The sequence below is a fragment of the Rhizobium sp. O111 genome, from assembly GCF_055616315.1.
On sequence record NZ_JBSHXL010000003.1, the window covers coordinates 975,588 to 1,001,861 of the forward strand.

Consider the following 26,274-nt stretch of genomic DNA (forward strand, 5'->3'; position numbering starts at 1 on the left):
ACATCATGACCTCAACATCGACCGATCACGCAAACGCCAGCAAGGCAAAATTCAGGTCGACATTGACCGCGCTGGGGATGCTGCCGGTGCTGGTCATTCTGGCACTCGGCTTTCATCTCTTGAGCGGCCGTTTCCTCAGCGTGAACAACCTTTCGATTGTCACCCAGCAGGCCTCGATCAACACGGTGCTTGCCGCGGGCATGACATTCGTCATCTTGACCGGCGGTATCGACTTGTCGGTCGGCTCGATCCTGGCGGCCTCCGCGATGGTCGGTGTCATCGTTTCGCTTTATCCCGAAGTCGGGATGCTGGGTATCCCGGCGGCGATCGGCGTGGGGCTGGCATGTGGCGTGGTCAACGGTGTCATCATCTCGTTCCTCAAGCTGCCACCATTTATCGTGACGCTCGGCTCGTTGACGGCGATGCGTGGCATAGCCCGATTACTCGGCAACGACACGACGGTCTTCAACGCCGACCTCCCGTTTGATTTCATCGGCAACGGCTCTCTTTTCGGAATCCCATGGCTCGCGATCATCGCGCTCGCCACCATTGTAATCTCCTGGTTCATTCTGAAGCGGACCGTCCTAGGCACTTGGATCTACGCAGTGGGCGGCAACGTCGAAGCCGCACGGTTGACGGGCATCAAGGTGCCACTCGTCCTACTCTTCGTCTACTCGATGTCTGGGCTTCTCTCGGGCGTCGGTGGAGTGATGTCCGCGGCCCGTCTTTATGCGGCAAATGGTCTGCAGCTCGGTCAGGCTTACGAACTGGACGCGATCGCAGCGGTTATCCTTGGGGGTACCAGCTTCGTCGGTGGTGTCGGCTCGATATGGGGCACGCTGATCGGGGCTCTGATTATCGCGGTTCTGTCCAACGGTCTCATCCTCGTCGGGGTCTCCGACATCTGGCAATACATCATCAAGGGACTTGTCATCATCGTCGCCGTGGCGCTCGACCGCTATCGGCTGAAAGGGCTTAGCCGCACATGAGGTGTGGCTCAAGAAACCGGGATTACCGGAGCAATGGCGCGGGGAGCGCCAAAATGGAGGAAAGTATGCGTCTGTTTTCTAAACTGCTCATCGGTACCGCGCTCGCGGCTGCCGTTGCAATGCCCGCCTCTGCCAAGGAACTTCAGAAAATCGGCATCTCGGTCGGTCTTCTCGGCAACCCGTTCTTCGTCGCCACGATCAAGGGCATCGAAGACCGCGCCAAGGAAATCAACCCGAATGTCCAGGTAACTTCCGTCTCAGCGGACTACGACCTCAATAAGCAGGTCTCGCAGATGGATAGCTTCGTTGCGGCTGGCGTCGACATCATCATGCTAAACGCCGTCGACGCCAAGGCGATCGCGCCAGCTGTAAAGAAGGCGCAGGCAGCAGGTGTGATCGTCGCGGCATTCGACGTTTCGGCGCCCGGCGCTGACGTCACCGTAATGACGAACAACATCAAGGCAGGCGAGGAGGCCTGCAAGTACATCGTCGATCAGCTCAAGGGCAAAGGCGACGTCGTCATCATCAACGGCCCAGCATCGTCTTCGATCATCGACCGCGTCCAGGGTTGCAAGAACGTCCTGACGCAGAGCCCAGACATCAAGATCCTTTCAGACGACCAGAACGCGCAGGGTTCGCGCGACGGTGGCCTGGCTGTCATGCAGGGCCTTCTGACCCGGTTTGACAAGATCGACGCTGTCTTCGCGATCAACGATCCGACAGCGATCGGTGCAGAACTTGCTGCCAAGCAGCTGAACCGGAACGAGTTCTTCTTCACTGCCGTTGACGGCGCGCCGGATATCGAAAAGGCGCTTGCCAGCGGAAACTCGATGATCAAGGCATCGGCTTCCCAGGACCCTTACACTATGGCGGGCGACTCGCTGAAGATGGCCGTCGACTTGTTCAACGGGAAGAAGCCAGCAGAGGCTACCGTCCTCCTCGATCCTCAGCTGATCACGGCGGACAACATCAAGGACTACAAGGGCTGGACCGCGGCTCGTTAAGATCTCCTCACGGTGCCCCGCCGGAACGTCCGGCTTTCGGCGGGGCTCATTCTACAATGAAATCAGGAAATTGATGTCATGTCCAAAATCGGTGTCCACTCGTTTGTCTGGAGTGCGGGGTCTTCAAAAGACGAGATCGAGAGGACCCTCGCGCGGTCCCAAGAGCTTGGTTTCAAACTGGTGGAATTTTCCTACCTAGACCCACAGCAGGTCGATGTTAAGTGGCTTGCGTCCCGCATTCGGGAACTTGGCCTCGATGTCGCGGTAAGCATGGGGCTGCCCGCAGATGGTGATATTTCCAGCGACGATCCGTCGATTGTTGCCAACGGTGAAGCGATTCTCGATCGCGCCGTGGCGCTCGTCCGCGATCTTGGCGGCACCAAGCTGGCAGGCATATTGAGCTCGGCTCACGGGAAACAAGAACGCTCGCTGTCTCGAAAGGGATGGAACCAGAGCGTTGGTACGCTTTCTAAAGTGGCTGATCGTGCAAAGGCCGCGGGCGTGACCCTGAACCTTGAGATCGTCAATCGGTTCGAGAGCAACATGCTCAATACCGCGGCGCAGGGCTTGGAATACATTCGCGACACCGGCGCATCAAACGTCTTCCTGCACCTGGATACGTTTCATATGAGTATCGAGGAGGCAGATGTTGGCCTCGCAATCCGAAACGCCGCGGAAAAGATCGGTTACGTTCATATCGGGGAAAGTCATCGCGGCTATCTGGGAACCGGTAACATCGATTTTGCCTCGATATTCGACGCTCTCGTTGCGATTGGTTGGAACGACTTTGTCACGTTCGAATCGTTTTCGACGACCATCGTCGACAAAGACCTGTCGCTGAAGACCGCGATCTGGAGAAATCTATGGGATGACAACGTCGCCCTGGCAAAACATGCGCTCGCGTTTATCGAACTGGGACTGGAGACGGCGCGGCTCAAGGCTGACTTGGTAAGGGCAGCACATTTGCCGATTGCGTAAGAGCAATTTGGGAGTGCTCTTCTTAAGCTTAAGGTCGACGCATCTCTTCAAGGAGTTGAAGAGAGCGTGAAATGCTACACGATTCCTTTATGACCACGTGGACTTCCGGAAACCACAATGAAAAGTCGCCAAGGGAACCCTTTCGAGAACCAGAAGGCCTGTCCGCGCCGGTGAGCAGTTTTGTCGAGACCATCGTTGGGAACATGCCGAACAGCCTTCCAAACCCCATTATTCATGCTGACCAGCAACGAGGTCGGGGAACCCATTGCAACCGATAATTATGCTCCATGTCGCTTTGCGTCGAGCATCAATTGGCCGCCCTTGGGGCTTCGCGCTCGACAATTTGGGCGGGTGGTCCCAATTAGTGCCGTGCGAGCTTCACGGCGTTTTGGTAAATTTCAGTCAGCCGCGTCCGCTCGGTCGCGGTCAGGAGAAGGGCGCAGGCAAATTTCCGCGCGAGGTGGGGATTGGACGCCCGGCATCTCGTACCGGCAGGTATCGGGCGTACCTTGATCCTTTCACCGAGGCCAATGTGATACTGGCTTAAGGTCAATCCCGCCTTGACCAGCAACGCCCGAATATCGGGTCGATCTTCCGCCGCGATCACGCGCGTGAATGCCTCTATCAGGACGGGTTTAGGAATAGGAAGTTCGATCTCGTCAACGAGGTCGTTACCGATGCTATTGTCGCGGACGAACCGCACGAATTCCGACACCGCGTCATTGGCCGCGTCCAAGGCGATGGCATGGCGGCTTTCCGGCGGCGTTTGTGAGAGGAATGGTCCTTCGTAAAGCATTTTGAACTCCTGGTTTTTCTCCAAACGCCGGAGTTTCGGATTGGTTCACCACGTTCGCGGCAATCGTTTCGCTTGACCCTGGTTGCAAGCGATCACCGGTGACCCTCATGCTTGAGCGTGGAAACGATGACAAACCAGAGCGGTCTTCCTCGCCGGTCCGACGTAAATGCCAACGCATCCTTTCGTCAAAAATACCGGGCGGGTTAGGCCATGGAACGGTGGGTTGGGTCGGGTGGACCGTCGCCACACCTTCGAGAGAGGAGACCTGAAATGGATACGCGCGGAACTCACTGCGACAATCCGTATTGTTCCTTGACGGCAAAAGGAGCAACGCGATGCAGCTTATCCGATACACACGTCAGCAACGCTGCGGATGGAAGGGTGACCGTGGAATTCAGGGGAGAAGGCCGAGAAGTGGTTTCAGTCACGATGGCAGGCGGCGACGGGGGCCTTGACGGCGACCACGCGGTTCTTCGCGCGAGGGAGATGATTGTCCAGCTAACGGCATTCGATGACGTTGGTCAGACGCAAGGCGTGGTGCCACCAAGTGGCCGGATGACGCCGGGGAACCATTCGGACGCGGAGCCCATCCCCAGCGCGACGCCAGGCTCCCTTATGCGCGCGGACTGAACGTCTGAAGGAGTCATCACAAGATGGCGAAAACTTCCGCGCGGCTTGGCGGAAATCCAAAATCGGAAGAGGGCAATCCGGAGCAATCGAGGTTTGAAGGGAGTATTGGCGCGGACGATTTGCTCCGCTTGAGGCGGCTTTCCTATGTCGCCTCGCTCATGGACATGGCCGTGGGTATCCCATTGACGCGCCTGCGCATAGGCGCGGTCGCCGTGCGAGGCTTAGTCGCGTTTGTAGGTGACGCCGCTGGCACGCTCGTGAAACTTTACCTGGTCAACGAGGCTCGTCGTCCGATCGTTCATGGCTCGAACGTCCTTTATCGAGCCGTGATCCATCAAGACGCGCGGCCCGGCAATGCTTTCGTCAACCCCAGTCAAGATGAAGTTTCGCCACCTCGCGAGTTTGTACTGACAAGCACATGATATCCAACGGGCGTGGGAATGACATGAATGGCGGATGAACAAAGACCGGGGAATGACGTTTACCTATCGCAAAGGAAATCGTCATGTTTCAATCCGTATCCGTCGAGTTCTTAAGTTCACGCGCGTCCCTCACGGATCAATCGTCAAGGCTATCTTCCGCCCTAGCCTACGCGTCGGAATTGGCGGACGCTCACATCACGGTTACAGATGACTGTGGGATAATCGTACTTGAAGGTTATGCCCCCACGGGTGCCCTTGCTCGAATCTCGGAGATCGCATCCGCCATCGTGGGCTTAAGGGTATGCAATCTCATTCGGCCCACCTAACCGTGGCTCTTCGCCTTCGAAGTGGCGATGAAACAGGCTATTTAAGTGGTCACCTGAATCTAACGCCGGGCAGCAGGCCTCGAAGAGTTCTCCCGCAAAACCGAAAGCTTTGTTGACCCGACCCGGCATGCATCTTTTCGACAGCTCCAGCGTTTTCCAATCAACGGTGGTCGATCGGAGTGAGGAAATGAGCCGACGAGGTGTTGTGACAAAAGCAATTTTTCTGGCCGCCATCGGTATTTCCCTTATGATGGGCAAAAAGACCAAACCAGGCATGCAAGCGCTCCCGGTCGTTGCTGATCTCCATGGGCGCGACGCCAAGGTGCCAGAGGCAATTCCGATCAACGGAATAAAAGATGTCTTGTGGCGCGTTTTTCATCAGATCACGGAGGATAGGGTGACGCTAATCGCAGCCGGCGTCACATTCTACCTCCTGCTCGGTCTTTTTCCCGCGATCTCGGCGCTTGTAGCGCTTTATGGACTAGTTGCCGATCCCTCGACCATGGCGGATCATCTACGTCAGCTGGCGGGCGTTCTGCCGCCTGGAGCCTTTGATCTTATCGCGGAGCGGATCGGCACTTTAACGGCTAGCCGCAATTCGACTCTTGGAGTTACCTTTACTATTGGCTTGGCGGTTGCGCTGTGGAGCACTCACAGTGCCACGTTGGCGATTTTCGACGCAATGAACGTCGCCTATGATGAAGAGGAAAAGCGAGGGCTCATTCGGTTGAACCTCATTGGCCTCGCGTTCACGATCTGCGCGATGGCCTCGGCGACACTCATGGTTGGACTCGTCGCGATCATTCCCATACTTCTCTCCTATGTCTGGCTCGACCGGTTTGAGGAACAGATGGCATTGATTGTCCGCTGGCCGATCCTGTTCATGATTGTCGCGGTCGCCACAACCGCCATCTATCGTTTCGGCCCTAGTCGCCAACCGGCCCGACTTCGGTGGATCAGTTGGGGCTCCGTTCTGGTGACGGTATGCTGGTTCGCGATGTCGCTTGGCTTCTCATTTTATCTGAGGCATTTCGCGAACTATGACGCAACCTATGGGACTTTGGGGGCGCTTATCGGTTTCCTGGTTTGGACCTGGCTGTCCATAGTCATTCTGATCATCGGGGGCGAGCTCAACGCGGAGCTTGAACACCAGACGGCCAGGGACACGACCACGGGGCCACCGTTGCCGATGGGAGAGCGCGGTGCCTACGTCGCGGACACATTGGGTGAAGCGATTGGCGGAAAGAGCGCCTGAGGGGATTGCTCTAGACAATCAGGCGAGGCCTTTAGTCTAGCCGTCCTCGGAGCGCTCGATGATCTCGTGGCGTCCCTTAGCCCCCCGGTTCGCATCGGCGTAAGCGGTTAAATGCTGATTCCCTGTCTGAAAAACTTAATCTCAACGGGCATCCCAGGGATAACTGGCCGACAAAGGGTTCAGGAGGCGCATCGCTTCATGACGCGCACCGAGCTTTCGTTCGGCCCGGCTCGGGCGAGATGCGAGAACCCAACGCCTTAATTCGCTGGATTCACGTTGCGTGATCCATATGTTCACTCTATGTTCCAAAGTTAACGTAGGGTGGCACATGGGATTCGACGTCGCATTGAACCGAGACCGGAAACGATTGGCCGAGGCGAAGGTTCGCGACATGCCAACCGATCATCCTCTTCGACAGAGATATATCGACTGGATTCACGAGCTAGATCGCATCTTGGAATCTGATCAACCAGAATATCGCCCGAAACCCCTCACCGAAAAAGACACCGTTAGGTCCAGACGCCTCGCGGCGGTCGCTTCCGTTGACGGGTTTCGCTCGGATGGCGCTAGCAGCGGTCGGACGCCGATAGCGCCGGATCGATCGTGCGAGCCATCACCTATCCGTCCTTTTATTCGAAAATCAGGCCATGCCGGATCTGGTGCTAACCTGGAGCGTGATCGGCTTTTCAGGGAAAACCAGATGCTGCAACATTTGCTCGCCCGATACGTGTAGCCCTGTCGCCGATGAACCCTCCGTGGTCGGACCGCGCCAGGCGCTTAGCGCCGGGCTAGGCGCCATGAGCGACCGGTAGGTGGAGGTCTGGCAAGTAGTGTCCGCCATCGTCGGCGTCTTCGCCCAATCCCGGTTTCCCCGCTCGCAACGACCCGCGCTAGTGATCACCGCCGTCTCGCTCGCGAGCGCTGATCGATTTGCACTACCTGTCCATGATAACGAGCAATTCGTCAAGTTGGTCAAACTGCTCGGGCAACGCGACCGCGCTGCCCTCAAGTGCTTCGTCAAGCGCTTCGGGCGATGGATAGATTTCCTGGAAGGTTAGAAGCGTCTTCCCGCCGTTGTCCCCGAAGCTCACGGTCGTGACCGCGCCAGCTTCTCCTTCGTCATTGGTCCAAACAATGCGCTCATTTGGTGATACCTCCAGATATTTGCCATGAAAGGCCACCGTTTCCGACTGATCGGCGCTAAATTCGAGCCGATAGCCACCGCCGGTGCGGACGTCCATGTGACAAGATGCGAGCCGCACGCCTGTCGCCGACCTAGGGACCCACCAACGCTGGAAGATATTGGCCTGGCTCCACGCTCTAAACACCTTATTCGGCGGCGCGTTGAAGGTTCGTTTCGCGACAAGCTCGCGGTCTCCCCTACGTTCGACCGGAGTCTGTATCTGGATGTCACCCGCATTTTCATCTTGCTTCATCTAGACCTCCTCGGCTTAAGGGACCATTCCTCTTATCGCCCATCCCATAAGACGTTCGGCCGCGCCGGCGTCCGACAGCGCTTCGAAAAAAAGTTCTTGATCGGCGGCCGTCGCGTTACACCGTCCAATTGTTTCCCACCGCCGGTCCGAGATAGGTGGAGCCGATCTCTCGTCTCATCATCTTTCGTTCAGCCGACGGCGGTCTCACATCCCGAACGAGAGCAACGCAATCGGCGCGCATGCGACGAAGTCCGTAAGCGCGAGAGAAGTTTAGGGCCTGAGCTCGACCGCCTGAAGGATCACCAGACGGGAAGCTAAACCCACTTTTTGGACGCCAAGATTACACTATCGCGCGCGTCGCGACATCCTCCTCCGACCGACGGCGCGCAAACCGCTTCATCTCACTATGTGCCGACGAGAAAGTTGGGTCGACCGTTTTTATCGATCCGGTATTACTGAGCTTCCGCCCCAGCCAGGACTGGATCTGACCGAAGCCACCGATCGATGTTGGCTCTCATCAGACCGCGGGAACAAAATCCTGCTCGTCCGGGTTCCTCGAACAACGCGGCATACGGTGAAAGCACGCTAAATGTCGCCTGGCAGGATCGATCAAGGAGAACAGAGATGGTGACGCGTGAACGGAACTTCCACGGACTTAAACCTGAGTCCGATCTTGAATCGCCCAACCACGCAAGCTTGGAAACGAAGGTGGCAAACGCCCTTTCAAAAGATGGGTCCCTTGATCCTTCCGACATCGTGGTTGTCGACATGAACGGCGAGATCACGTTGCGGGGCGCTGTGTCGAGTTTGGCCGAAGCGCAGCGGGCCACTGAAGTTGCCAGATCCATCGTGGGGGTTGGTTCCGTCATCAACGCCTTGGAGATCGTCGTGGGCAACGGGTAACCCGCGCGCTTGACGTGCTTTCCAATCGAGGCTTCCAATACACGCGGCCGATCCTTCGACGATGGGCCGCGTTCCCATACGCTCTCAAACAAATCCAGCCGCCGAGCTTAGTCGTGCCGTCATTTGCGCTTTTCGCTTGCCGAGGTCAGCAATCGTCGCGAACAACTCACGCGACTTTTGTCGTGGGAACAATCAGGCGGCTCCACTGTTTCATGGTCAATGTAGTTTGGAGGATGGAGAATGATCAAGATTACCAAGTACGCTTTTGCTGCGGCGATTATCGCGGCGGATTTAATGGTTGCCGTTTTGCCGGCCGCCGGCCAGGGTTTGGAACTGCGTGTCGGGCCTGGCGGCGTCGATGTACGCGATCGTGATCGATATCCTGACCGGTACCGCGACGGCTATGACAGAGGGCGCGGGTGCAGCCCCGACGAGGCTTTGGATGCCGCGCGTGACGAAGGGTTTCGACGCGCTCGAATCGCTAGCGCGAATTCCCGCAGGATTATAATCGAAGGTATGACGCGCCGCGGCCCTGACCGTATCGTGTTCGCCAACGCCCGAGGCTGCCCTGAAATTTGACTTTCGAGTGTTTGTTGGAGGGAAGCGCCGCGCGGTGCTTCCCGACCAGATGAAGCCGCGGGGGCGGCCCACTGACGGCAAAGGAACGCTTGCCTCCAAAGCTGGCGATCCGACGGCTTAGCCGCACCCTCCCAGTCGCGATAGTTGGAACTTATGTGGCCAACAGGTTAGCCAACCTCACGTCGACGGATAAAAAGTTTCACGGTTACCGGGTTAGCCGGGTAGTGTGCGGGAGGTTCTGCAAAAATCTATTGAGGATTTGAGCGGCCATGGCAGGCTGGTGATGTCTAACGTCACCAACTCCCTAGGAGCCCCACCATGACCAGGAGTGAGAATAAACCATCGATAGCCGCCGTCAAAGATTTGATGGGTGCAAACCACGACGCATTGCGCATGATTATGCAGGATCTGCTGCAAGAGATGCTGGAAGGCGAGATGACCGAGGCACTCGGTGCCGCAAAGAGTGAACGGGCCGAGGCTCGGATCGGCTATCGTTCCGGGCATTACAATCGAACGCTGATCACGCGAGTCGGCAAGCTGGAGCTGCGAGTGCCGCAGGACCGCGATGGGCGGTTTTCAACTGAGCTGTTTGAGCGCTATCAACGCTCCGAACAGGCGCTAGTAGCGTCGCTGGCGGAGATGTACGTTCAGGGCGTTTCGACCCGGAAGGTGAAGGCGATCACTGAAGAGCTATGCGGCCACAGCTTCTCAGCTTCGACGATATCCGCGATCAACAAGCGACTGGACGAGAGTTTGACGGCTTTTGCCGAACGGCGGCTGGACGAGCCGTTCGCCTATCTCATCATCGATGCGAAGTACGAGAAAGTCCGCCAGGCAGGTGTCGTTCGCTCGTGCGCCGTGCTTGTCGCGCTCGGAATCGATTGGGAAGGGCGTCGTCAGATCCTTGCAGTCGAGCTTGCCAACCGAGAGAGCCACTCGTCGTGGAAGGACTTCCTGCTCGGCCTCAAACAGCGCGGACTGCACGGTGTCGAATACATCGTTGCCGATGACCATGCCGGCTTGCGCGCCGCCGTTCGCGAGGTGCTGCCCGACGCATGGTTCCAGCGCTGCTATGTTCATTTCCTTCGCAACGCACTCGATCACCTGCCGCGCAAAGCAGACGACGATTGCCTCCAGGAACTGCGTTGGATCTATGATCGCCGGGAATTGTCAGAGGCCAAGAGCGATCTCGCTGCTTGGCTGAGAAAATGGTCACCGCGATACCCCAAACTCGCAAGCTGGGCGGAGGAGACCATCGAGGAGACATTCACCTTCTACAGGCTGCCTCGCCAGCACCACAAACACATGAAGTCCACAAACATGCTCGAGCGTTTCAACGAGGAGATCAAACGCAGGACGATCGTGCTGCGCATCTTTCCCAACGAGGACAGTTGCCTACGCCTCATCCGTTCGCTCGCAGTAGAGACCCACGAAAACTGGCTCGAGGCAAACCGCTATCTCAACATGAACGACTTGAAGGAGATGAAAAAAGCCGACCTGCGTCAAGCAGCCTGACCAGCAGGCCAAGCCGCTATTTGCAGGACTTGCCGTACACGACCGTTAGCCGATATAGACGTCCTTTCGGCATTACGGAGCAGTTCATAGAAACCTGATGTTAGCTCTTGGATGTGTGCTTGCTGACCAAAAGGGTTGATAATTCGACAGCTCAAGCGACATTCACGACAATGAAAAATTGCCGGATTGTTTAAGCCTGGGAGGTACTTAGCAGACCCTTTAGACGGGTTGCGTAAGGCGCTTTGTTTCGCGTATTTCCGCAACTGGAAATATTGCACGGTGGTAAGCGCGCGGCCCGGGTTTAACGCGCGAGCCATCGAACCGCGATAAGGGTGTGGCACTTGCACACCCAGCGATGCCGCGTGCTTCACTTCCGAGCCCCGAGGGCGGCCGTTCAATTGGTCGCTTCACGGCATTCGCGCCTCAAAGCGGCTCTAGGATGACGCGGGGTGCTCGGATGTAGATGTGCCAGTAATGTCCGATAACTGGCTTTTGGCGATGGAAATCAAGTGATCGGTATCAAGCGAGTGGCCCTCTTTTACAAGGCGGACCAATAGAGTGGCAATCTGAAGGACCAACTTTCGATCACGCTCAACCCCAAGCTCCCGGCAGATAACCTTCAGCGCGCGGTTGATCATTGATACGTCAGACAACTCTTCCATCATTCCTTTTGCTTCCATCGCATGCCGCCTACTAGCCACTCATGGCTGGATAGCCTCGGTTCTCGAGCAGGGAATCGCGAGGCGCGACAAGTTCGCATTCAACAACCGTGATGTCCATGCGGTGGGATTGAAAGCGAATGTAATGATATCGCCGATGCTCGGCATGGGAGACGGTCAAACCACGGCGTGGCGTGTCTGGGAGATGAAGAATGGAGAGAGAAACTTGCCGCGAAGCTCGAATGTCCAGGATGGTACCATGATACGGAGGCGACTCCGAGCTCGCCCCCGATCCCTACAGTCCGCGTACCTGCGAATGCCTGAGAGGCTGCCTCAAAAAGAAGTGGGTGATTTCAACAGGTTGTGATTCCTTCGGATTTGCGAAGATTCGATGGAGTTCACGATGGCCTGGACCGAAACCACCCGTCGGCAATATGCCCGGCGAGCAGCACGCTATGCAAGCGATATGACGGATAAAGAATGGGGAATTGTCGAGCCGCTCTTACCTGCGCCCCGTCGACTTGGGCGACCGCGGACAACGGTGCTGCGTGAGGTCATGAATGCGCTTTTGTATATCGCCTCGACCGGCTGCCAATGGCGGATGCTGCCAAAGGACTTTCCGCCGTGCTCGACGGTTCAGCGATACTTCTATGCGTGGCGGGGTATTGGGCTTTGGGCCCGCATCAACCACCATCTGGTGATGGCGGCGCGCGAACTGGAAGGCAAAGAGGCCAGTCCTACGGCAGGCGTGATTGACAGCCAAAGTGTCAAAACCACCGAAAGCGGCGGCATTCGAGGTTACGACGCCGGCAAAAAGATCAAGGGCCGCAAGCGCCATATCGTCGTCGACACACTCGGCCTGATGGTCGGTCTCATGGTTCACAGCGCCGATATCCAGGACCGCGATGGCGCGCCCGATTTACTGAAATCCATTTGTCACAGATGGCCATGGTTGCTGCATGTTTTCGCCGACGGTGGCTATGCGGGCGACAAATTGAAACGGAAGCTGAGGAAGGTCGGTCGGTTCACGGTCGAAATCATCAAGCGCAGCGACAAGACCAAAGGCTTCCAAGTGCTACCACGCCGTTGGGTTGTCGAGCGAACTTTCGCATGGCTTGGAAGGTGCCGGAGATTGGCAAAGGACGTCGAAAAGTCCATCGCTTCAGCCGAGGCATGGATCATGATCGCCCATATCCGCCTCATCACCAGACGGCTCGCAAGGTATTGCTACCATTGAACTCTTTTCGAGTCCGACTCTGAGAGAAGCCGGTGGTTGTAGAATGGTTTTCGCGCCAACCCCCAGTCCTAGATAACGGAAACGCGTTCCGCTTTCGATTTTCCGGTCTTTCGATCCTGACCGTCTTCGTATTCGACCTTCTCGCCTTGGCCGAGTGAGCCTCCGCGAACAAGCGCGGAAACATGGACAAAAACGTCCGCGCCGCCATTGTCGGGCGTGATGAAGCCGAAGCCCTTCTCATCGTTGAAGAACTTAACCGTGCCTGTTGGCATCATATTACCCTATAGTTTCACCCAGTTGAACCGTAGCGCGAGATGCAGCCACATCGATACATCATGCGCACCTGAAATCAACCCGCGCTCAAGCCATGAGGAAGAGCCGCCGACACCTTCCGTGAACCTGAGGGTTCATCGAGGAGGTCGGTTGCCGGTCCACGGGTCGCTCGACCAAGTCTGGATGTCGTTTGGATCAATCCGCATGGCGACATGCGTGGGCGCGTTCAGCGAATCATTGTCAACAAGTTGTAAACCACATGGGGTGTATACTGTCCCAGACTAAGTACTGTCGCGAATGGTTATATAGTTCTCAAGGATTGATACGATGGCTGACGAAACCAACATTGCTCCCGCGGCCGAGATTGCATCCGTAGATGCACCCGCCAAGGCCAAGGAAAAGAAGACCCGCGCGCCCCGCAAACCAAAGTCCGCACCGGAAGCGGTCTCTGGCTCGTCGGTGAGCGCCCCAGTCAAAAAGACCCGCGCGCCCCGCAAGAGCAGTGCTCCCGCGAGCGAGACGGTTGTTGCCGCGCCGGCGGTCAAGACGCCGGCTTCCGCGAAAAAGGCAACCCCAGTCGCGAAGAACCAGCCGGCCAAGCGCGCGCCGCGCGGAACGGCGGCCGCGACCTCCAACACCGATGGCTTTTCGGAACTGCTGAAGCTGGAGGAAGAAAACCAAAAGCTGCGTAAGTCCCTGTCGGACAAACTGCGCGCCGAGAACGCCGATCTTCGTAAAAAGCTCGGTATGTCCTGATAGCAGGCACCCTGGGTTCAACAATCAGTTCACCCACATCTAAAGACCGGGCTTGCATTGCAAGTCCGGTCGTTGGATTAGTACAATGACCCCGACGATAACGAGTCGGGGAGTATTATCCATGCGATCGCCATGGCAGGTATTGAAAGGCTTTGCCTCGCGCGGCAAGGCGGACGGATCCCCCGGGCATCCCGACAAAGCCGAGGACAATGGTGCTCAGGCACCTGAGAAGGCACAGCCCCGTGAGAGTAAGCCTCGGACGAATCTGACCGACCCGAGAAGCGCCGATACCAACACGGTTTCGATCCGTGTCAATATCGCGGCGGAAGAACCACAAGCGCCATTGGAGGAGCGGCACGCGACGGACGACGGCCCCCGCATCCGGCCTTTGCAAACCGAAGTCTCGTCCAAGCACGAAGAAGAGCCGATGCCTCGCCCTGTCGAGGTCAAGGCATCGTCGACGCCACTCGCGCCGAACCCTTCGCGCGCCGCCGGCCACTTGGACAACAAGGCGCCCGAGAAGCGGACAGCCCATTCAGGAAAAAAACCCAACAAGGTCGCTTCGGTTTCCCATGACGCCAGCCGTTCCGATGAAGTCGCCGTTGTTGATCAAGCCATCGCGCTCGATACGGAAATACACGCGCTTCGGGAGCGTTTGGCGGAAAAGCTGCATGCACAGAACACTCATATGCGCCTACTTCTCGAACGATACGATCGCTGACTTGTCAATGGCCTCTGCCTCTGGGTTGATCCGAGGAAATACACGCTCAAGCGGCGGGGCCGATCGCGTGGTCCGGCTGTACTCTGTTTGAAGCTTTCCGTGCGGAACCTCGCGCGTTTCCACGTCGGTTAAAGCTGGCGGGGCTCGCCGTTCGCCGATAGCGCCTTATCGGCACGTGTCGACGGTCGGGAGGCAACGTCGCTTTCACCCGACGCCATCGAGTACGGTTCGGCCAAGCATTGCGTCCGCTACTTGGCCCCTCTCCTCGAGCGAAAATGGATGAGGGGGTTTAGTCGGATGGAACCTAGCCAATCAGCCATCCACGACAGATCATCAAGATCGCGACGGCGGCGGCGGCAACCACGTAGTCACGACACCGGCCTGTCCGCTTGCCCTTTCGATGATGCTCCGCACTTGTTCCCTGATGATCGAGCAAAGGCTCCTCCACCCTGTGCGGTTGAGTCTCGGGAGGCCCCGTTCCAGGTGTGGGAAAAAAGGAGCCCCGCGCGATGGCGGGGCAATGGCGCTGATCTAGAGTGCGACTTTAACGCGGCAGGACGACGTAGGTTCCATGGTCCTGGAAAATAAAGCCGGAGTGTGCCACGAAAAAAACCTGCGTAACCCCGAGTCGGGACCGTCTGAAGTGAAACACTTCCGTCCGCGCGAACCATGATTACCGCCACGCCATGTCTTCAAATGTTGTGGCCTGGCATCCAAGTCATAGCCGATCATGCCCTCAAATGATCGAAGCCCGCCATGAGCTTCATGCTCACGGCGGGCATTTGCTGGGCCGGCGTTGATGTCAACGCCACGTAAACGAAAAGCAGATCCAGCGGCAACCACGCTACAGAGGCGTAAGTCAGTTGGGCTTACCCCTTTCGGGCAGGGCCCCGTTCCGTTCAGCAGATGTTCGTGTCCTGTCTGTCACACCCTCCAAGACTGAGCGCCATCTGTGGACCAGGGAGGAGGGGACGCGCTTCTCAGCTGCTCACCACGAGAAAATAAGGTAGTGTGCGGGAGGTTCTGCAAAAATCTATTGAGGATTTGAGCGGCCATGGCAGGCTGGTGATGTCTAACGTCACCAACTCCCTAGGAGCCCCACCATGACCAGGAGTGAGAATAAACCATCGATAGCCGCCGTCAAAGATTTGATGGGTGCAAACCACGACGCATTGCGCATGATTATGCAGGATCTGCTGCAAGAGATGCTGGAAGGCGAGATGACCGAGGCACTCGGTGCCGCAAAGAGTGAACGGGCCGAGGCTCGGATCGGCTATCGTTCCGGGCATTACAATCGAACGCTGATCACGCGAGTCGGCAAGCTGGAGCTGCGAGTGCCGCAGGACCGCGATGGGCGGTTTTCAACTGAGCTGTTTGAGCGCTATCAACGCTCCGAACAGGCGCTAGTAGCGTCGCTGGCGGAGATGTACGTTCAGGGCGTTTCGACCCGGAAGGTGAAGGCGATCACTGAAGAGCTATGCGGCCACAGCTTCTCAGCTTCGACGATATCCGCGATCAACAAGCGACTGGACGAGAGTTTGACGGCTTTTGCCGAACGGCGGCTGGACGAGCCGTTCGCCTATCTCATCATCGATGCGAAGTACGAGAAAGTCCGCCAGGCAGGTGTCGTTCGCTCGTGCGCCGTGCTTGTCGCGCTCGGAATCGATTGGGAAGGGCGTCGTCAGATCCTTGCAGTCGAGCTTGCCAACCGAGAGAGCCACTCGTCGTGGAAGGACTTCCTGCTCGGCCTCAAACAGCGCGGACTGCACGGTGTCGAATACATCGTTGCCGATGACCATGCCGGCTTGCGCGCCGCCGTTCGCGAGGTGCTGCCCGACGCATGGTTCCAGCGCTGCTATGTTCATTTCCTTCGCAACGCACTCGATAGAGCTGGCTCGGGAAATTTGGACAGGACGGATAAGTGGAATTTCTGCCTGACTTCGGCTTAGATGCCGGGAACAGGAGATACCATGACGAGACGACCGCGCCGGAACCATAGCCCGGCTTTCAAGGCGAAGGTGGCGCTTGCCGCCATCCGGGGTGAACAGACGCTGGTTGAATTATCCCAGCAGTTCGACGTGCACACCAATCAGATCAAGCAATGGAAAGACCAGCTCCTTGAGGGGGCGACAGGCGTTTTCGGCGATGACGCCAAAGCGGAACCGGCGGCTCCGACCGTCGATGTCAAAACGCTGCATGCTAAGATCGGCGAGCTGACACTGGAGAATGATTTTTTATCCGGTGCGCTCGGCAAGGCGGGATTGCTGGGCGGAAAGAAATGATCGACCGCGAGCACAAACTCTCTGTCGTACGCCAGGCGAGGCTTCTCGGCTTCAGCCGTGGCAGCCTCTATGATTCGCCGCGCCCTGTGTCAGACGGCGATCTGGCTTTGATGCGGCGGATCGATGAACTGCATCTCGATTACCCGTTTGCCGGAAGTCGGATGTTGCAAGGGCTTTTGAAGGCGGAAGGGCTTCAGACAGGGCGGCTTCACGTTGCGACGCTGATGAAGAAGATGGGCATTGAGGCGATTTACCGCCGACCCAACACGTCTAAACCGGTACCTGGTCACAAGGTCTATCCATATCTGCTCAGGAAGCTGGTGGTCACCAGACCCAACCAGGTCTGGGCAATGGATATCAGCTACATCCCCATGGCGCGGGGCTTCGTCTATCTCTGCGCCGTCGTCGATTGGTTCAGTCGTCGGGTTCTGTCGTGGCGGCTGTCGATCACAATGGAGACGGCCTTTTGCATCGAGGCGGTTGAGGAAGCTCTCTGCCGATATGGCAGGCCAGACATCTTCAATACCGACCAGGGATCGCAGTTCACCTCCATCGACTTCACGGCGGTCCTGAAGAAGGCCGGGATTGAAATCTCGATGGATGGCAAGGGTGCGTGGCGCGACAACGTCTTCGTCGAGCGGCTCTGGCGGTCGGTCAAATACGAGGAGGTCTATCTCCATGCCTACAAAACTGTGTCCGAGGCCCGCGCTGGCATCAGTCGATATCTGACCTTTTACAATACCCGACGCCCACATTCATCCCTTGACCGGCAGACGCCGGATCAGGCTTACTTCAACGCGCTGACGCCAATGATAGTGGCGGCATAATCGAGGCGGAAATCCACTTAGCGAAACGCCCCAATCTGTTCAGACAAACCGAACCAGCTCTTGCTTCCAGCTGACTTGTCACTTCCCCTCCAGGGCCGTATGAGGGACCAGCCCCTTGAGATAACGTCGATGAGGCGGGCGTGATCCTCCACCGGGATATCCCAAGAGTATCCGTTGGCTCCCACGCCGACGTTGTCTACTCAAACGTCGACCCGCCCAAATGTCGTTGCTGCCACCTCGCGGATCCGCTGGACCTGCGCGTGATCGCTCACGTCCGCCTCGACGGCTACGGCATCAACCTGTCTGGCTGGAGACGCGACCGACATTGGAACGAAGGTTGGATCTGCACGCCTCCGAACGCTCTCCGTCTAGTCTCGACCACACCGGGCCACTGGCTTCCGCTAGGTGCGATACACGTTTCTCCCAATATGTGTCCGATTGATGCTCACTCTCGCGTTATCCTTGCTTGGCCAGGAACGGAACCGATGCTTGTGCCGGTTGCCACCAAGGCGCCACCTGATTCAGTCCGCCGTGTCGTGGCGCATCATCCGGTTCTGTCCGGGAAAATGCTGACGCGGCGGGGCGCCGCCGGATAATCTCGGTCACCTGATCGATCGGTGCGGGCCTGCCGAAAAGATAACCTTGACCAATATCGCAGCCTAGCTCCCGAAGTCTTTGGAGTTGCGTCTGCTTTTCGATGCCTTCCGCCGTAATCTTGACGCTCAGGCCAGTTCCCAGCGAAATGATCGCACGGACGAGCTTCTCTTGCTTCTCGTTGGTTTCGAACGTCGCCACGAAACTCTTGTCGATCTTGATTTTATCGAACTGGTAGTTGGACAGCTGCGAAAGACTCGAGAACCCGGTACCAAAGTCGTCCAGGGCGATTTTGATCCCGGCGGCTGTCAGGCCGCTGAGGACCTCGCGCGCCGTTTCCGTATCCTGGATCAGCGCGCTCTCCGTCACTTCAAGTTCGACGCGATGGGGAGAAAGGCCGACCTCTCTCATGACATCCAACAAACGCAGGCCGAGTAGCCGGTCACTCAATTGCACGGGCGAAATGTTGAATGAAAGTGTGATGTGCGACGGCCATGATAGGGCATCGCGACATGCCGTCTCGAACAGGTAGTCGGTGATCGGGATAATGAGGCCGGCGTCCTCGGCAACGGGTATGAAGTCACTGGGAGAAACGAACGCGCCCGATTCCGTCTCCCATCTGGCGAGCGCTTCGAAGCCGACGATCTCCTGCGTCTTCAAGTCAACGAGCGGCTGGTAATGGGGGCGAATCCGTCCATCGTTAAGCGCTTTCTTTAGCGCGGCCTCCATCTGTACACGCGCAACCAAGTCCTGCTGCATGGATGATGCGAACGTCCTCACGTTGTTTCGGCCGGCTTTCTTGGCGGCATACATGGCGCAGTCCGCATATTGCAGGGCGGTCTTGAATTCATCGCTGTCCTCGGGATAGAGCGCGAGCCCAACGCTGGCGCCCATGTCCACTGTCGCTCCGTTGGTAACGATGGGCTTGCTGACGATCTCGACGATATGTCGCGCGACGGCCACGAGATCCTGATCTCCCTGAATCTTGATGACAACAGCGAATTCGTCCCCTCCCACTCGATAGACGTCATTACCCGGGAAGATGGCGGATAACCGTTCAGCAACAATCTTTAATGCCTCATCGCCATGGGCATGTCCAAGAAGATCATTGATCTTCTTGAAGCCATCAAGATCGATACTGAATACCGCGTATTGATCTATGACGGCACCAGGCGCGGGACGCGCGGAAAGAGCGCCGAACATCCGTCGATTTGGTAGATTGGTCAGCGGGTCGTGGCAGGCAATCCAGTCGACGTTCTTCTCCGCCGCGATCCGCCGCTCGATCTCACGCGCCAGGTCCTTCATTCTAATCAGGGAGTAAACAAGGCCAAGCGCGCCGGCTATGCTAATGGCCGTGAAGACTTCATCGAGATCGTATTGCTCATGAGATTGAAAGAAATGGTCAAGCGCTTCATGACCGTTGAAACGCAGGGCCAACCCGAAAACAACAAGAAATAGCCCAGACCAAATCAGAAGCTCAAATTGGGCGCGGTTATACTTTATCAAGAGAATGGACTCCACCGGCGGTGCGCGGCTTCATGCCAAGATGATAGGCCTCATCGCCTCCTGAGAGAGGAGTAACAGTTGGATGTTATCAGGCGATTAAGGTGAATGTTAGCAAGATCCTGTTTTTCTTGCTTTATTTCGCCTGAACGTTGCGATTTACGAGGAATTGGCAAGATGGTTGTGTCGGCCGCCCTCCGTGGCGCGAGAGGGCGCGACCCGAACAGCATCCGGGTAATTCCTGTTATCGAGATGCCGACATTGAACGCGAGTCCACCATGAGGCAACTTCCGAGGTAAGCGTGGCATGACCCGTGAAAGGCGATCAGATCCAAGGATCGATCCAGCGACCGATGACTTCCCAAACGCAAATATTCGTAATGACTTGGAGTGTGGTAAGGTAGGAGCAGTCGCAGCGATTTGAACGCATGCGCAAGCTCCGTGCAAGATTGGGCTCGCAGAAGTCTGGCGGGTTGCAACGCTCCAAGAGGCGTCGGCCATGATCATGAGGATCTGATGAATTGTGATGTTGAAGCGATGATGGATTGGCAACAACGCGGGATCAATGCGAGAGTACTAGGCGTTTCCGAGTGTGAAAATCCTGTGCTTCCCCACCTTGAAAACGCCTGCTCGCGGAAGGAAGTAGAAGGCTGGAGGCTGAGAGCGGAGGCTTGGTTTTTCGGCTGGCGGATTGAGGACGCGTCGCGGGTGTAGCTCGCGGCATGGAAAACCCCTCAGTGAGCTCAAGCCGCGAGCCCTTTCGAGGTCGGTCCCAGCATCGACACGAAGCCGCCCCAAAGGCGCGCCCATTGGGCCGCGGCTTTCATTGATGTTACCTCTCGTGGTGCGGGTGGACGGTAGAACGCGAGCGTGCCCTTAGTGCGCCGTGGCGAGTGAGCGGCCTTGCGGGCGGTCATCTATATTCTTTGGTATGGTGGGTTGCTGACACTCAACCAGATACGAAGGATACATCGATGACCAACGACATAATTGACCTACGAGAGCTTGTGGAGAAGATCCCGGACGCGGATATTCCGCGACATGATCGGTTTTGCCGCTGAGCGACCCGTCGCCACACACACCATCTCATGGGACACGATGGTTTCAAACTGTTGGCATCGACTAAGACGGATGTTTGGGCCTATAAACGACGGGAATATTGATCAGACGTCGAGCCAAGTGTTTCATAAATGGATTCAACTATTTTCGGTTGCCTGGAAAATGGCGGAGCGTGCGGAGCAGCACTTAGAGCCATCAACTGGCGGAACACGGGTTTGGGCACACCCGAGAAGTGGCCTTTAAGTCTGCGTACGGCGGTGCGGTTGATCTTGAATTCGGAGTTCCCGATGATGATCCACTGGGGGCCAGAGCTGATTACGTTCTACAACGACGCCTACGCTCCCAGCCTTGGCAACAAGCACCCTGGCAACCTTGGCAGGCCCGCCAAGGAGTGGTGGTCGGAGATGTGGGACGCGCTAGGGCCGATTTTCCAGCAGGTACTGGGTGGTAAGCCCTTTTACGTCGAGAACGCCGCGTATCAGCCTGATCGTTACGGCGGACGCCAGACGGCATATTTCACTCACTGCCACAGTCCCATGTGGGGCGACACCGGAGAAATCGAAGGCATTTTCCTTGTCGTGAAGGAAACGACGGGCCAGGTCATCGCGGAAGCTGCTTTGAAAAAGGCGAATGACGAGCTCCGGCTCCAAGTGGAGAAGGGGCTGGACGACCAGGACCGCATCTGGAGCCTGAGCATCGATCTGCTTGGGGTCGCGGACGCGGAGGGTGTATGGTTGAGCGTCAATCCCGCATGGACAAAAACACTTGGTTGGGAACCCTCGGACCTTCTCGGACGCACTTCCGAGTGGTTGGAGCACCCCGAAGATCGCCTAAGAACAAGCTCGGAAATAAACCGCCTGGCGAGCGGGACGTCGGTTCTCTCCTTTACCAATCGGCTTCTAAAGCGTGACGGAACGTACTGTCCCTTGTCATGGAATGCTGTCCCCTCCAAGGGTCTACTTTATTGCGTGGCCCGAGACTTGACGTCTGAAGTCGAGCAACGGTCTCTCCAGGAAACGCTGAACAGAGAGCTGGAAACGACCCAGGAAAAGCTATCTGAACAACTCGCCGCGGACGAAGTCCGGCGCGTCCTGCAACAGGAGATGTCGCACCGCCTCAAGAACGCCATGAGCGTTGTCCAGGCTATCGTCAGCCAGAGTGCTCGATCGGCCGGATCCACGGACGAGGTCGTGACTGCTATCCGGTCACGGATACAAGCCCTGGCCAACGCCCAGGATATCCTCGTCCACGGTCCAGACACGGGAGCCGACATCGGTGTTGTCCTGCGGGGAGCCCTGCAACCCCATGCGGAGCTCAATCACAGCCGGATTTCGTTGGAGGGACCGTTGGCGCCCATCTCACCCCAGCAGGGACTGGGCCTTGCTCTTCTCGTGCACGAATTGGCTACGAACGCCGCCAAGTATGGAAGCCTATCGGTACCCACGGGCCAGGTTCGTTTACGTTGGGCAGTGGAGCAGGGCCGCCTTCATCTGGTTTGGCAAGAAGTTGGCGGACCGAAGGTGGCCGCGCCCGAGCGCGACGGGTTCGGATCACGTCTTCTCACGCGCATTGTTCCGAGCTATTTCAGTGGCAAAGGGCGAGTTCAATACCCTCAAACCGGACTCATATTCGAGCTTCAAGGCGAATTGATTTGAAGCCACTTGCCTCCACTGCCTCGAGACGATCGTGTTCGGATGCCTTGCTTGCGCCCGGCCAAAACCAAGCGCTATGTCACCTACTCGATGAGGAAACGAAGGCAGCGCGGTGTACAAGGAGACCGGCAATCTCCATGCTTTCCAGATCATGCTCGGTCACACACGAATGCACCGCCCAGATCGAGTGCTAATGACCATCGACAAAGGCCGATCGCCTCCCGCGCTGCGCAAGTGGTCACGCGCGTTAAAGCCCGCTGACATCTCTCGATCGCAACCGCCAAGGTTTAGATCGACTGGGACGTGATGACCGTCTGGGAAGGTGCTGGAAACGACGTTGGCCCTAGGTTGAGATCGGGCGTGCACAACGACCTCGTGCCCAGCACGGACCAAGCTACGCGCGGCGGCAAGGCCCAGGCCATCTGTCGAGCGCGTGATAAATATCCTCCCAGGACACTGCTCCCACGCGCTATCTGCTTGGATTGACGACCTCGGAGACTGGCTTGTCCGTACTCTCGCCTGGCTTTGCCAAAATGATATAGCCACCCGCGATCACGATCCCCGCCGCGAAGATTATCGCTACGAATCCGTACATGCGGTGGCGAGCCTTGTTGCCTGTGGACATGCGGTGAGTCACTCCTTATCACAATGCGAAAAGGAACGCGTAAACAGCGTCTTGGGTTCCCGAGCTCTAAAACTAAATTAACCAAGGATGGCTAGTGGTTCTTCTCCGCGCGGCTCGCCTGTCCGTGTCATAAAGCGAGATCGAAACTCGACTATGTCGTTCGGACCTTGGAGCAATCTCGTGAGGCTCGATCGAACAGCGCGAGCTTGCCGCCACACGATCGTAAGGAACCCAAGGGACCAATGATAAAGGTTCCGGCCAAAAACCCTTGGCCCGGTTTGAACAAACTCCCCAAAAGCTTGTCGAGGAGGGCATTCTCACGCTTAGCATTTCGGATGCGATAGCGGTGACCTTCGACGATATTGGCGACCGCATAGAGGACGAGCGCTCCCAGGAAGCGGAGCGCACGGCCATGGCTATACTTTCCTCCACGGCGGAGCATGTTATCGTGACTGACCTGGCGGGGTTCGTGTCACACGCGAATGCCGCCGCCCTGGCATTATGCCGACGTGATCCTGTCGGTTCGAAGTTTGCGCCGTGTTCGAGCTCGAGTTCAAGGCTGCCACCGGATTGATGCAGAGCGACGATTTCATTTCGCTCGCGCTCTCCGGTCATTCCGTCCAAGGCGTCGAAGCATTCACCTTGAACGAGAGTAACTCGCAGCCGCTCCTGGTCAGCGCCGCTCCGTTTCGGGTTGCCGGAAATGAAACCAAGGGCGCGGTCTCGACGCTGGTCGATCTTTCCCGTCACAAGAAAGCCGAACGGCAGCAGTTCCTCCTCATGCGGGAGCTAGGCCACCGTGTGAAGAATAGACTTGCGCTGGTCGTTTCGATCTCCAACCGCACCGCGTCGACAGAGGACACGGTCGAAGGCTTCAGGCGTGCGCCCGCCGGTCATATCCAGGCTCTCGCGGCGTCACATAATGTGCTTGCGGACCGCTCTTGGACATTCATCCGGCCGAGCGACTTGATGGTCGCCGAGTTGAAGCCCTTTGTTGAACACTTTCGAACGCGGTTCGAGATAAAGGGGGGGCCTCGATATCCTCCCGCGGGGGGGTGTTCCGTTGGGGCTGATTATCCACGAGCTCACCACGAACGCCGCGAAATATGGCGCCCTGTCGGATGACACTGGAACGGTGACCGTTGAACTCGGCTCGGAGCAGGGCTCTGGATCGCGCGTCATCAATTGGATTGAGCGGGGGCCTCGGGTGACGGAGCCGACACGAAACGGTTTTGGCGGCACGGTGATTGGGAGAAGCTCGAACTATTCCGTTCACGGTGGGGCAGAGACCATGTTAAATGAGAGCGGGCCGACATGCCGCCGATGCTTGGAGTAGCGAATGACAGCGCGTACTGATGACGCAGCGCTGACGGACGCGATAGCGCTCCATGGACCGCCGAGACCTTCCTATTGCCGCGCTAGCCAGCTTTGCACCAGCTTCGGTGGTATTGACTTGAGCGGATGGCCACAAGAGGCGTCCGCACCAGAACCGCACGTCGATAGGCGCAGTACAAGGACTTTGCCGACAAACTCCTTGCGCGGATCGAAAGGAGCTGCCTTCAAGATAGCGGCACGAAAATCTCTTTCGAACGCTTGCCGAGCGGGAGCAGGTGACCCTTTCACGGTAACGACGGGCCCGCGCACCACGGCGCCACGGTCATCGATCACAAAGTAGCCTATACCGTCAACCTTCGCCGCTCTCGTATCCTCGCTCACCAACAAGTCGAGCTCGGCCGCGACGAGTGAGAAAGGCGCGACCTGAGTGATGGACTGGGCGCGCGCATCCACGCCCGTTAACAATAAAGCCGCAGCGCAAGTCGTCGCCGCTTGGATGAACGTCCGGGCTATTTGCCGCCTATTCGATCGTTGAAACATTTCCGGTCCATTTTTTCCCGCCAGCGAGTTTTAGCGGACACAAACAGCCCCGCAATGAATGATCGTTGTCGTGGCATCGAGCCCCTCCGATTTCATCGGTTGTCGTGGCATTTTGGCAACCGAACAAGGCGGTCCTTGAAATTCCCGCCACCGTCGACATCCAAGCTGGCGACAAAGCAACCGCGCACGAGGATCGCACTTTGTTGGAAAGCCATCCAGTCCTCAATAAATGATCCCGGATCACGCATAAGCCGGGTCTCCGCTTCGTCGTTCACAACCTCTACCGCTGAGCAACTTTGAGATATTTTTCAAACCATCTCGCGCGCCAAACGTTGTCGTGGGCATCGACGTATCGATTGCATTCATACCAAAGGCCCGGATCGCATCAGTAAGAAAGATCGCGCATGTCCAGACTGACCGAGATGTCCAGCGATAACCGGGATGCGTTCGACACGAGTTCCGTTGCAGCCATTGACGCGACGCGACAACTTGTTATCGAAATCCACGCTGCCTTCACGTTAGCGCAGCTCCAGGTGACTTCGATCGTCATGGGATTGGTCAACGCTGGGTCGGTGGGCCATGCTCAAGCGGTGGCGGGTATCCACGACTTATCCTCCGCCATGGCCAAGCTAAGCCACGAGGCGCTCGAAGCGGTGAGAGTGTTCCGCGAACACGCCGCGACAGCACGGAAAACACGTGTCACTGGCAGCGAATCTTGAACACCGTTTCGCGTAATCCTGGCAAGGCAATGGATGGCGCTCATCGCCATTTTCTAGAATCCGGGACTTAAAAGAGCGAGCCAGTTTACCAAGGACCACCATGGCGGGGAACTTCCTTCGACCGCAATGACAACAGGTCGGCGACGCAGACACTGCGCTCGGATCGTGCGTCGATGGGTGGCTTCCATCGGGTTGTAAGCCGGCGACTACGGCACGCACTCACTGAGCGCTTGCGGCCACTGCAAAAAATCCAAGGAGATTGGCCAAACTCGGGCCGCAAACGCCAACACACGGGCTCATCGCCGCAGAAAGCGGCACGGATCGAGACCCTGGGCCGAGGCGCGGAGCAGACGCGCATTGGTACTAAGCCCGGCAAGACCGAGGTGGGCGGATGAGCACTCGATCAAGAGGGTTTTAACGAAATCCGCCCATGGAGCAATCGCGGGATTGAACTAAATGGCTCTACCTCGCCGAAGGACAGCTTGAGCAAAGAGGCCCATTTAGAGAGGTATCCTTACTAATGCCGCCCGGCCGTTCGTCGTTGTGTTGTTGTGTTTTGGAAGCAAGCGCGCTTGCTTTGGTCTTTCACACCTTCATCGCACTGATCGAGCAGGATCGCTACCGGGCTGCCGCATCCGTGGCCTTTAGCAATGTTGTGCT

At 57.3% G+C, this 26,274-nt stretch carries 22 protein-coding genes and 1 pseudogene; 17 read left to right on the forward strand and 6 right to left on the reverse strand.

All coding sequences use genetic code 11. The features are described from left to right. The first annotated feature begins 5 nt into the window (after positions 1–5). The 3 genes from ACVTFQ_RS30545 (at position 6) to ACVTFQ_RS30555 (ending at position 2,971) form a co-directional block, all read left to right on the forward strand. Positions 6–989, forward strand: coding sequence for an ABC transporter permease subunit (locus tag ACVTFQ_RS30545; protein ID WP_112950109.1), 984 nt, complete (start codon positions 6–8; stop codon positions 987–989). Positions 990–1,054: 65 nt separating this feature from the next. Next, positions 1,055–1,993 carry an ABC transporter substrate-binding protein gene (locus tag ACVTFQ_RS30550; protein WP_111563795.1) on the forward strand — a complete coding sequence of 313 codons (939 nt, stop codon included), beginning with the start codon at positions 1,055–1,057 and terminating at the stop codon, positions 1,991–1,993. A gap of 78 nt (positions 1,994–2,071) precedes the next feature. After that, positions 2,072–2,971 (forward strand): sugar phosphate isomerase/epimerase family protein, encoded by a 900-nt coding sequence (locus ACVTFQ_RS30555; RefSeq protein WP_112950108.1) that lies wholly within the window; start codon positions 2,072–2,074, stop codon positions 2,969–2,971. A gap of 361 nt (positions 2,972–3,332) precedes the next feature. Here the strand turns inward: ACVTFQ_RS30555 and ACVTFQ_RS30560 are convergent, their stop codons facing one another. Next, complete coding sequence (locus ACVTFQ_RS30560; RefSeq protein ID WP_113037615.1) at positions 3,333–3,767, reverse strand: hypothetical protein; 435 nt, start codon at positions 3,765–3,767, stop codon at positions 3,333–3,335. 653 nt (positions 3,768–4,420) lie between these two features. Here ACVTFQ_RS30560 and ACVTFQ_RS30565 point away from each other — a divergent pair. Then, the gene (locus ACVTFQ_RS30565) at positions 4,421–4,819 is read left to right on the forward strand and encodes a DUF4112 domain-containing protein (protein WP_112436721.1); all 399 of its coding nucleotides are present in this window, start codon (positions 4,421–4,423) and stop codon (positions 4,817–4,819) included. A gap of 513 nt (positions 4,820–5,332) precedes the next feature. After that, positions 5,333–6,400, forward strand: a complete 1,068-nt coding sequence (locus tag ACVTFQ_RS30570) for a YihY/virulence factor BrkB family protein (RefSeq protein WP_470424639.1) — start codon at positions 5,333–5,335, stop codon at positions 6,398–6,400. A gap of 935 nt (positions 6,401–7,335) precedes the next feature. Here the strand turns inward: ACVTFQ_RS30570 and ACVTFQ_RS30575 are convergent. Beyond that, entirely contained in the window at positions 7,336–7,836 is a 501-nt protein-coding gene (locus tag ACVTFQ_RS30575) for an SRPBCC family protein (RefSeq protein WP_111563788.1), read from the reverse strand. 624 nt (positions 7,837–8,460) lie between these two features. On the opposite strand from ACVTFQ_RS30575, the gene ACVTFQ_RS30580 reads away from it, so the two are divergent. From ACVTFQ_RS30580 to ACVTFQ_RS30590, 3 genes are all read left to right on the forward strand, one after another. Beyond that, a complete protein-coding gene (locus ACVTFQ_RS30580; RefSeq protein ID WP_162718164.1) occupies positions 8,461–8,739 on the forward strand; it encodes a BON domain-containing protein in 279 nt (92 codons plus the stop codon). Positions 8,740–9,033: 294 nt separating this feature from the next. After that, on the forward strand, positions 9,034–9,318 hold the full coding sequence (locus ACVTFQ_RS30585) for a hypothetical protein (RefSeq protein WP_283193935.1): 285 nt from the start codon (positions 9,034–9,036) through the stop codon (positions 9,316–9,318). A 318-nt stretch (positions 9,319–9,636) separates the two neighbouring features. After that, positions 9,637–10,833, forward strand: a complete 1,197-nt coding sequence (locus ACVTFQ_RS30590; protein WP_470423900.1) for an IS256 family transposase — start codon at positions 9,637–9,639, stop codon at positions 10,831–10,833. A gap of 434 nt (positions 10,834–11,267) precedes the next feature. Here ACVTFQ_RS30590 and ACVTFQ_RS30595 read toward each other — a convergent pair whose 3' ends face one another. Beyond that, the gene (locus tag ACVTFQ_RS30595; protein WP_112987737.1) at positions 11,268–11,513 is read right to left on the reverse strand and encodes a hypothetical protein; all 246 of its coding nucleotides are present in this window, start codon (positions 11,511–11,513) and stop codon (positions 11,268–11,270) included. A 382-nt stretch (positions 11,514–11,895) separates the two neighbouring features. Between ACVTFQ_RS30595 and ACVTFQ_RS30600 the strand changes: the two genes are divergently transcribed. Next, a complete protein-coding gene (locus ACVTFQ_RS30600; RefSeq protein WP_112973966.1) occupies positions 11,896–12,729 on the forward strand; it encodes an IS5 family transposase in 834 nt (277 codons plus the stop codon). Between the two features lie 68 nt (positions 12,730–12,797). Here ACVTFQ_RS30600 and ACVTFQ_RS30605 read toward each other — a convergent pair whose 3' ends face one another. Then, positions 12,798–13,001 (reverse strand): cold-shock protein, encoded by a 204-nt coding sequence (locus tag ACVTFQ_RS30605; protein WP_112436842.1) that lies wholly within the window; start codon positions 12,999–13,001, stop codon positions 12,798–12,800. A 328-nt stretch (positions 13,002–13,329) separates the two neighbouring features. On the opposite strand from ACVTFQ_RS30605, the gene ACVTFQ_RS30610 reads away from it, so the two are divergent. From ACVTFQ_RS30610 to ACVTFQ_RS30625, 4 genes and pseudogenes are all read left to right on the forward strand, one after another. Continuing rightward, entirely contained in the window at positions 13,330–13,758 is a 429-nt protein-coding gene (locus ACVTFQ_RS30610) for a hypothetical protein (protein WP_112436723.1), read from the forward strand. A gap of 121 nt (positions 13,759–13,879) precedes the next feature. After that, positions 13,880–14,479: a hypothetical protein gene (locus ACVTFQ_RS30615; RefSeq protein WP_112436724.1), complete on the forward strand. Its 600-nt coding sequence runs from the start codon at positions 13,880–13,882 to the stop codon at positions 14,477–14,479. Positions 14,480–15,582: 1,103 nt separating this feature from the next. Beyond that, positions 15,583–16,365 (forward strand): annotated as a pseudogene (locus tag ACVTFQ_RS30620) (IS256 family transposase); the annotation flags it as partial. 84 nt (positions 16,366–16,449) lie between these two features. After that, positions 16,450–17,588, forward strand: a protein-coding gene (locus ACVTFQ_RS30625) for an IS3 family transposase (protein WP_470424500.1) whose coding sequence is annotated in 2 segments (ribosomal slippage) — positions 16,450–16,708 and positions 16,708–17,588 — 1,140 coding nt in all. Because the reading frame shifts where the segments join, the coding sequence is not laid out codon by codon here. Between the two features lie 456 nt (positions 17,589–18,044). Here the strand turns inward: ACVTFQ_RS30625 and ACVTFQ_RS30630 are convergent. Continuing rightward, a complete protein-coding gene (locus ACVTFQ_RS30630; RefSeq protein ID WP_470424501.1) occupies positions 18,045–19,688 on the reverse strand; it encodes a putative bifunctional diguanylate cyclase/phosphodiesterase in 1,644 nt (547 codons plus the stop codon). A 536-nt stretch (positions 19,689–20,224) separates the two neighbouring features. Here ACVTFQ_RS30630 and ACVTFQ_RS30635 point away from each other — a divergent pair. The 3 genes from ACVTFQ_RS30635 (at position 20,225) to ACVTFQ_RS30645 (ending at position 24,145) form a co-directional block, all read left to right on the forward strand. Continuing rightward, positions 20,225–20,398, forward strand: coding sequence for a CrpP-related protein (locus tag ACVTFQ_RS30635; protein WP_413394299.1), 174 nt, complete (start codon positions 20,225–20,227; stop codon positions 20,396–20,398). Between the two features lie 632 nt (positions 20,399–21,030). Continuing rightward, the gene (locus tag ACVTFQ_RS30640; RefSeq protein ID WP_470424502.1) at positions 21,031–22,398 is read left to right on the forward strand and encodes a sensor histidine kinase; all 1,368 of its coding nucleotides are present in this window, start codon (positions 21,031–21,033) and stop codon (positions 22,396–22,398) included. A 1,159-nt stretch (positions 22,399–23,557) separates the two neighbouring features. Continuing rightward, complete coding sequence (locus tag ACVTFQ_RS30645; RefSeq protein ID WP_470424503.1) at positions 23,558–24,145, forward strand: HWE histidine kinase domain-containing protein; 588 nt, start codon at positions 23,558–23,560, stop codon at positions 24,143–24,145. Positions 24,146–24,987: 842 nt separating this feature from the next. Here ACVTFQ_RS30645 and ACVTFQ_RS30650 read toward each other — a convergent pair. Beyond that, on the reverse strand, positions 24,988–25,143 hold the full coding sequence (locus tag ACVTFQ_RS30650; protein ID WP_470424504.1) for a hypothetical protein: 156 nt from the start codon (positions 25,141–25,143) through the stop codon (positions 24,988–24,990). Positions 25,144–25,299: 156 nt separating this feature from the next. On the opposite strand from ACVTFQ_RS30650, the gene ACVTFQ_RS30655 reads away from it, so the two are divergent. Continuing rightward, complete coding sequence (locus tag ACVTFQ_RS30655; protein WP_470424505.1) at positions 25,300–25,614, forward strand: hypothetical protein; 315 nt, start codon at positions 25,300–25,302, stop codon at positions 25,612–25,614. Positions 25,615–26,274 lie beyond the last annotated feature (660 nt).

Bases quoted from the DNA above. Each gene is read 5' to 3' on its own strand.
- ACVTFQ_RS30545 (WP_112950109.1), top strand. From the start codon at position 6: ATGACCTCAACATCGACCGATCACGCAAACGCCAGCAAGGCAAAATTC.
- ACVTFQ_RS30550 (WP_111563795.1), top strand. From the start codon at position 1,055: ATGCGTCTGTTTTCTAAACTGCTCATCGGTACCGCGCTCGCGGCTGCC.
- ACVTFQ_RS30555 (WP_112950108.1), top strand. From the start codon at position 2,072: ATGTCCAAAATCGGTGTCCACTCGTTTGTCTGGAGTGCGGGGTCTTCA.
- ACVTFQ_RS30560 (WP_113037615.1), bottom strand. From the start codon at position 3,767: ATGCTTTACGAAGGACCATTCCTCTCACAAACGCCGCCGGAAAGCCGC.
- ACVTFQ_RS30565 (WP_112436721.1), top strand. From the start codon at position 4,421: ATGGCGAAAACTTCCGCGCGGCTTGGCGGAAATCCAAAATCGGAAGAG.
- ACVTFQ_RS30570 (WP_470424639.1), top strand. From the start codon at position 5,333: ATGAGCCGACGAGGTGTTGTGACAAAAGCAATTTTTCTGGCCGCCATC.
- ACVTFQ_RS30575 (WP_111563788.1), bottom strand. From the start codon at position 7,836: ATGAAGCAAGATGAAAATGCGGGTGACATCCAGATACAGACTCCGGTC.
- ACVTFQ_RS30580 (WP_162718164.1), top strand. From the start codon at position 8,461: ATGGTGACGCGTGAACGGAACTTCCACGGACTTAAACCTGAGTCCGAT.
- ACVTFQ_RS30585 (WP_283193935.1), top strand. From the start codon at position 9,034: ATGGTTGCCGTTTTGCCGGCCGCCGGCCAGGGTTTGGAACTGCGTGTC.
- ACVTFQ_RS30590 (WP_470423900.1), top strand. From the start codon at position 9,637: ATGACCAGGAGTGAGAATAAACCATCGATAGCCGCCGTCAAAGATTTG.
- ACVTFQ_RS30595 (WP_112987737.1), bottom strand. From the start codon at position 11,513: ATGGAAGCAAAAGGAATGATGGAAGAGTTGTCTGACGTATCAATGATC.
- ACVTFQ_RS30600 (WP_112973966.1), top strand. From the start codon at position 11,896: ATGGCCTGGACCGAAACCACCCGTCGGCAATATGCCCGGCGAGCAGCA.
- ACVTFQ_RS30605 (WP_112436842.1), bottom strand. From the start codon at position 13,001: ATGCCAACAGGCACGGTTAAGTTCTTCAACGATGAGAAGGGCTTCGGC.
- ACVTFQ_RS30610 (WP_112436723.1), top strand. From the start codon at position 13,330: ATGGCTGACGAAACCAACATTGCTCCCGCGGCCGAGATTGCATCCGTA.
- ACVTFQ_RS30615 (WP_112436724.1), top strand. From the start codon at position 13,880: ATGCGATCGCCATGGCAGGTATTGAAAGGCTTTGCCTCGCGCGGCAAG.
- ACVTFQ_RS30635 (WP_413394299.1), top strand. From the start codon at position 20,225: ATGGATTGGCAACAACGCGGGATCAATGCGAGAGTACTAGGCGTTTCC.
- ACVTFQ_RS30640 (WP_470424502.1), top strand. From the start codon at position 21,031: ATGATGATCCACTGGGGGCCAGAGCTGATTACGTTCTACAACGACGCC.
- ACVTFQ_RS30650 (WP_470424504.1), bottom strand. From the start codon at position 25,143: ATGCGTGATCCGGGATCATTTATTGAGGACTGGATGGCTTTCCAACAA.
- ACVTFQ_RS30655 (WP_470424505.1), top strand. From the start codon at position 25,300: ATGTCCAGACTGACCGAGATGTCCAGCGATAACCGGGATGCGTTCGAC.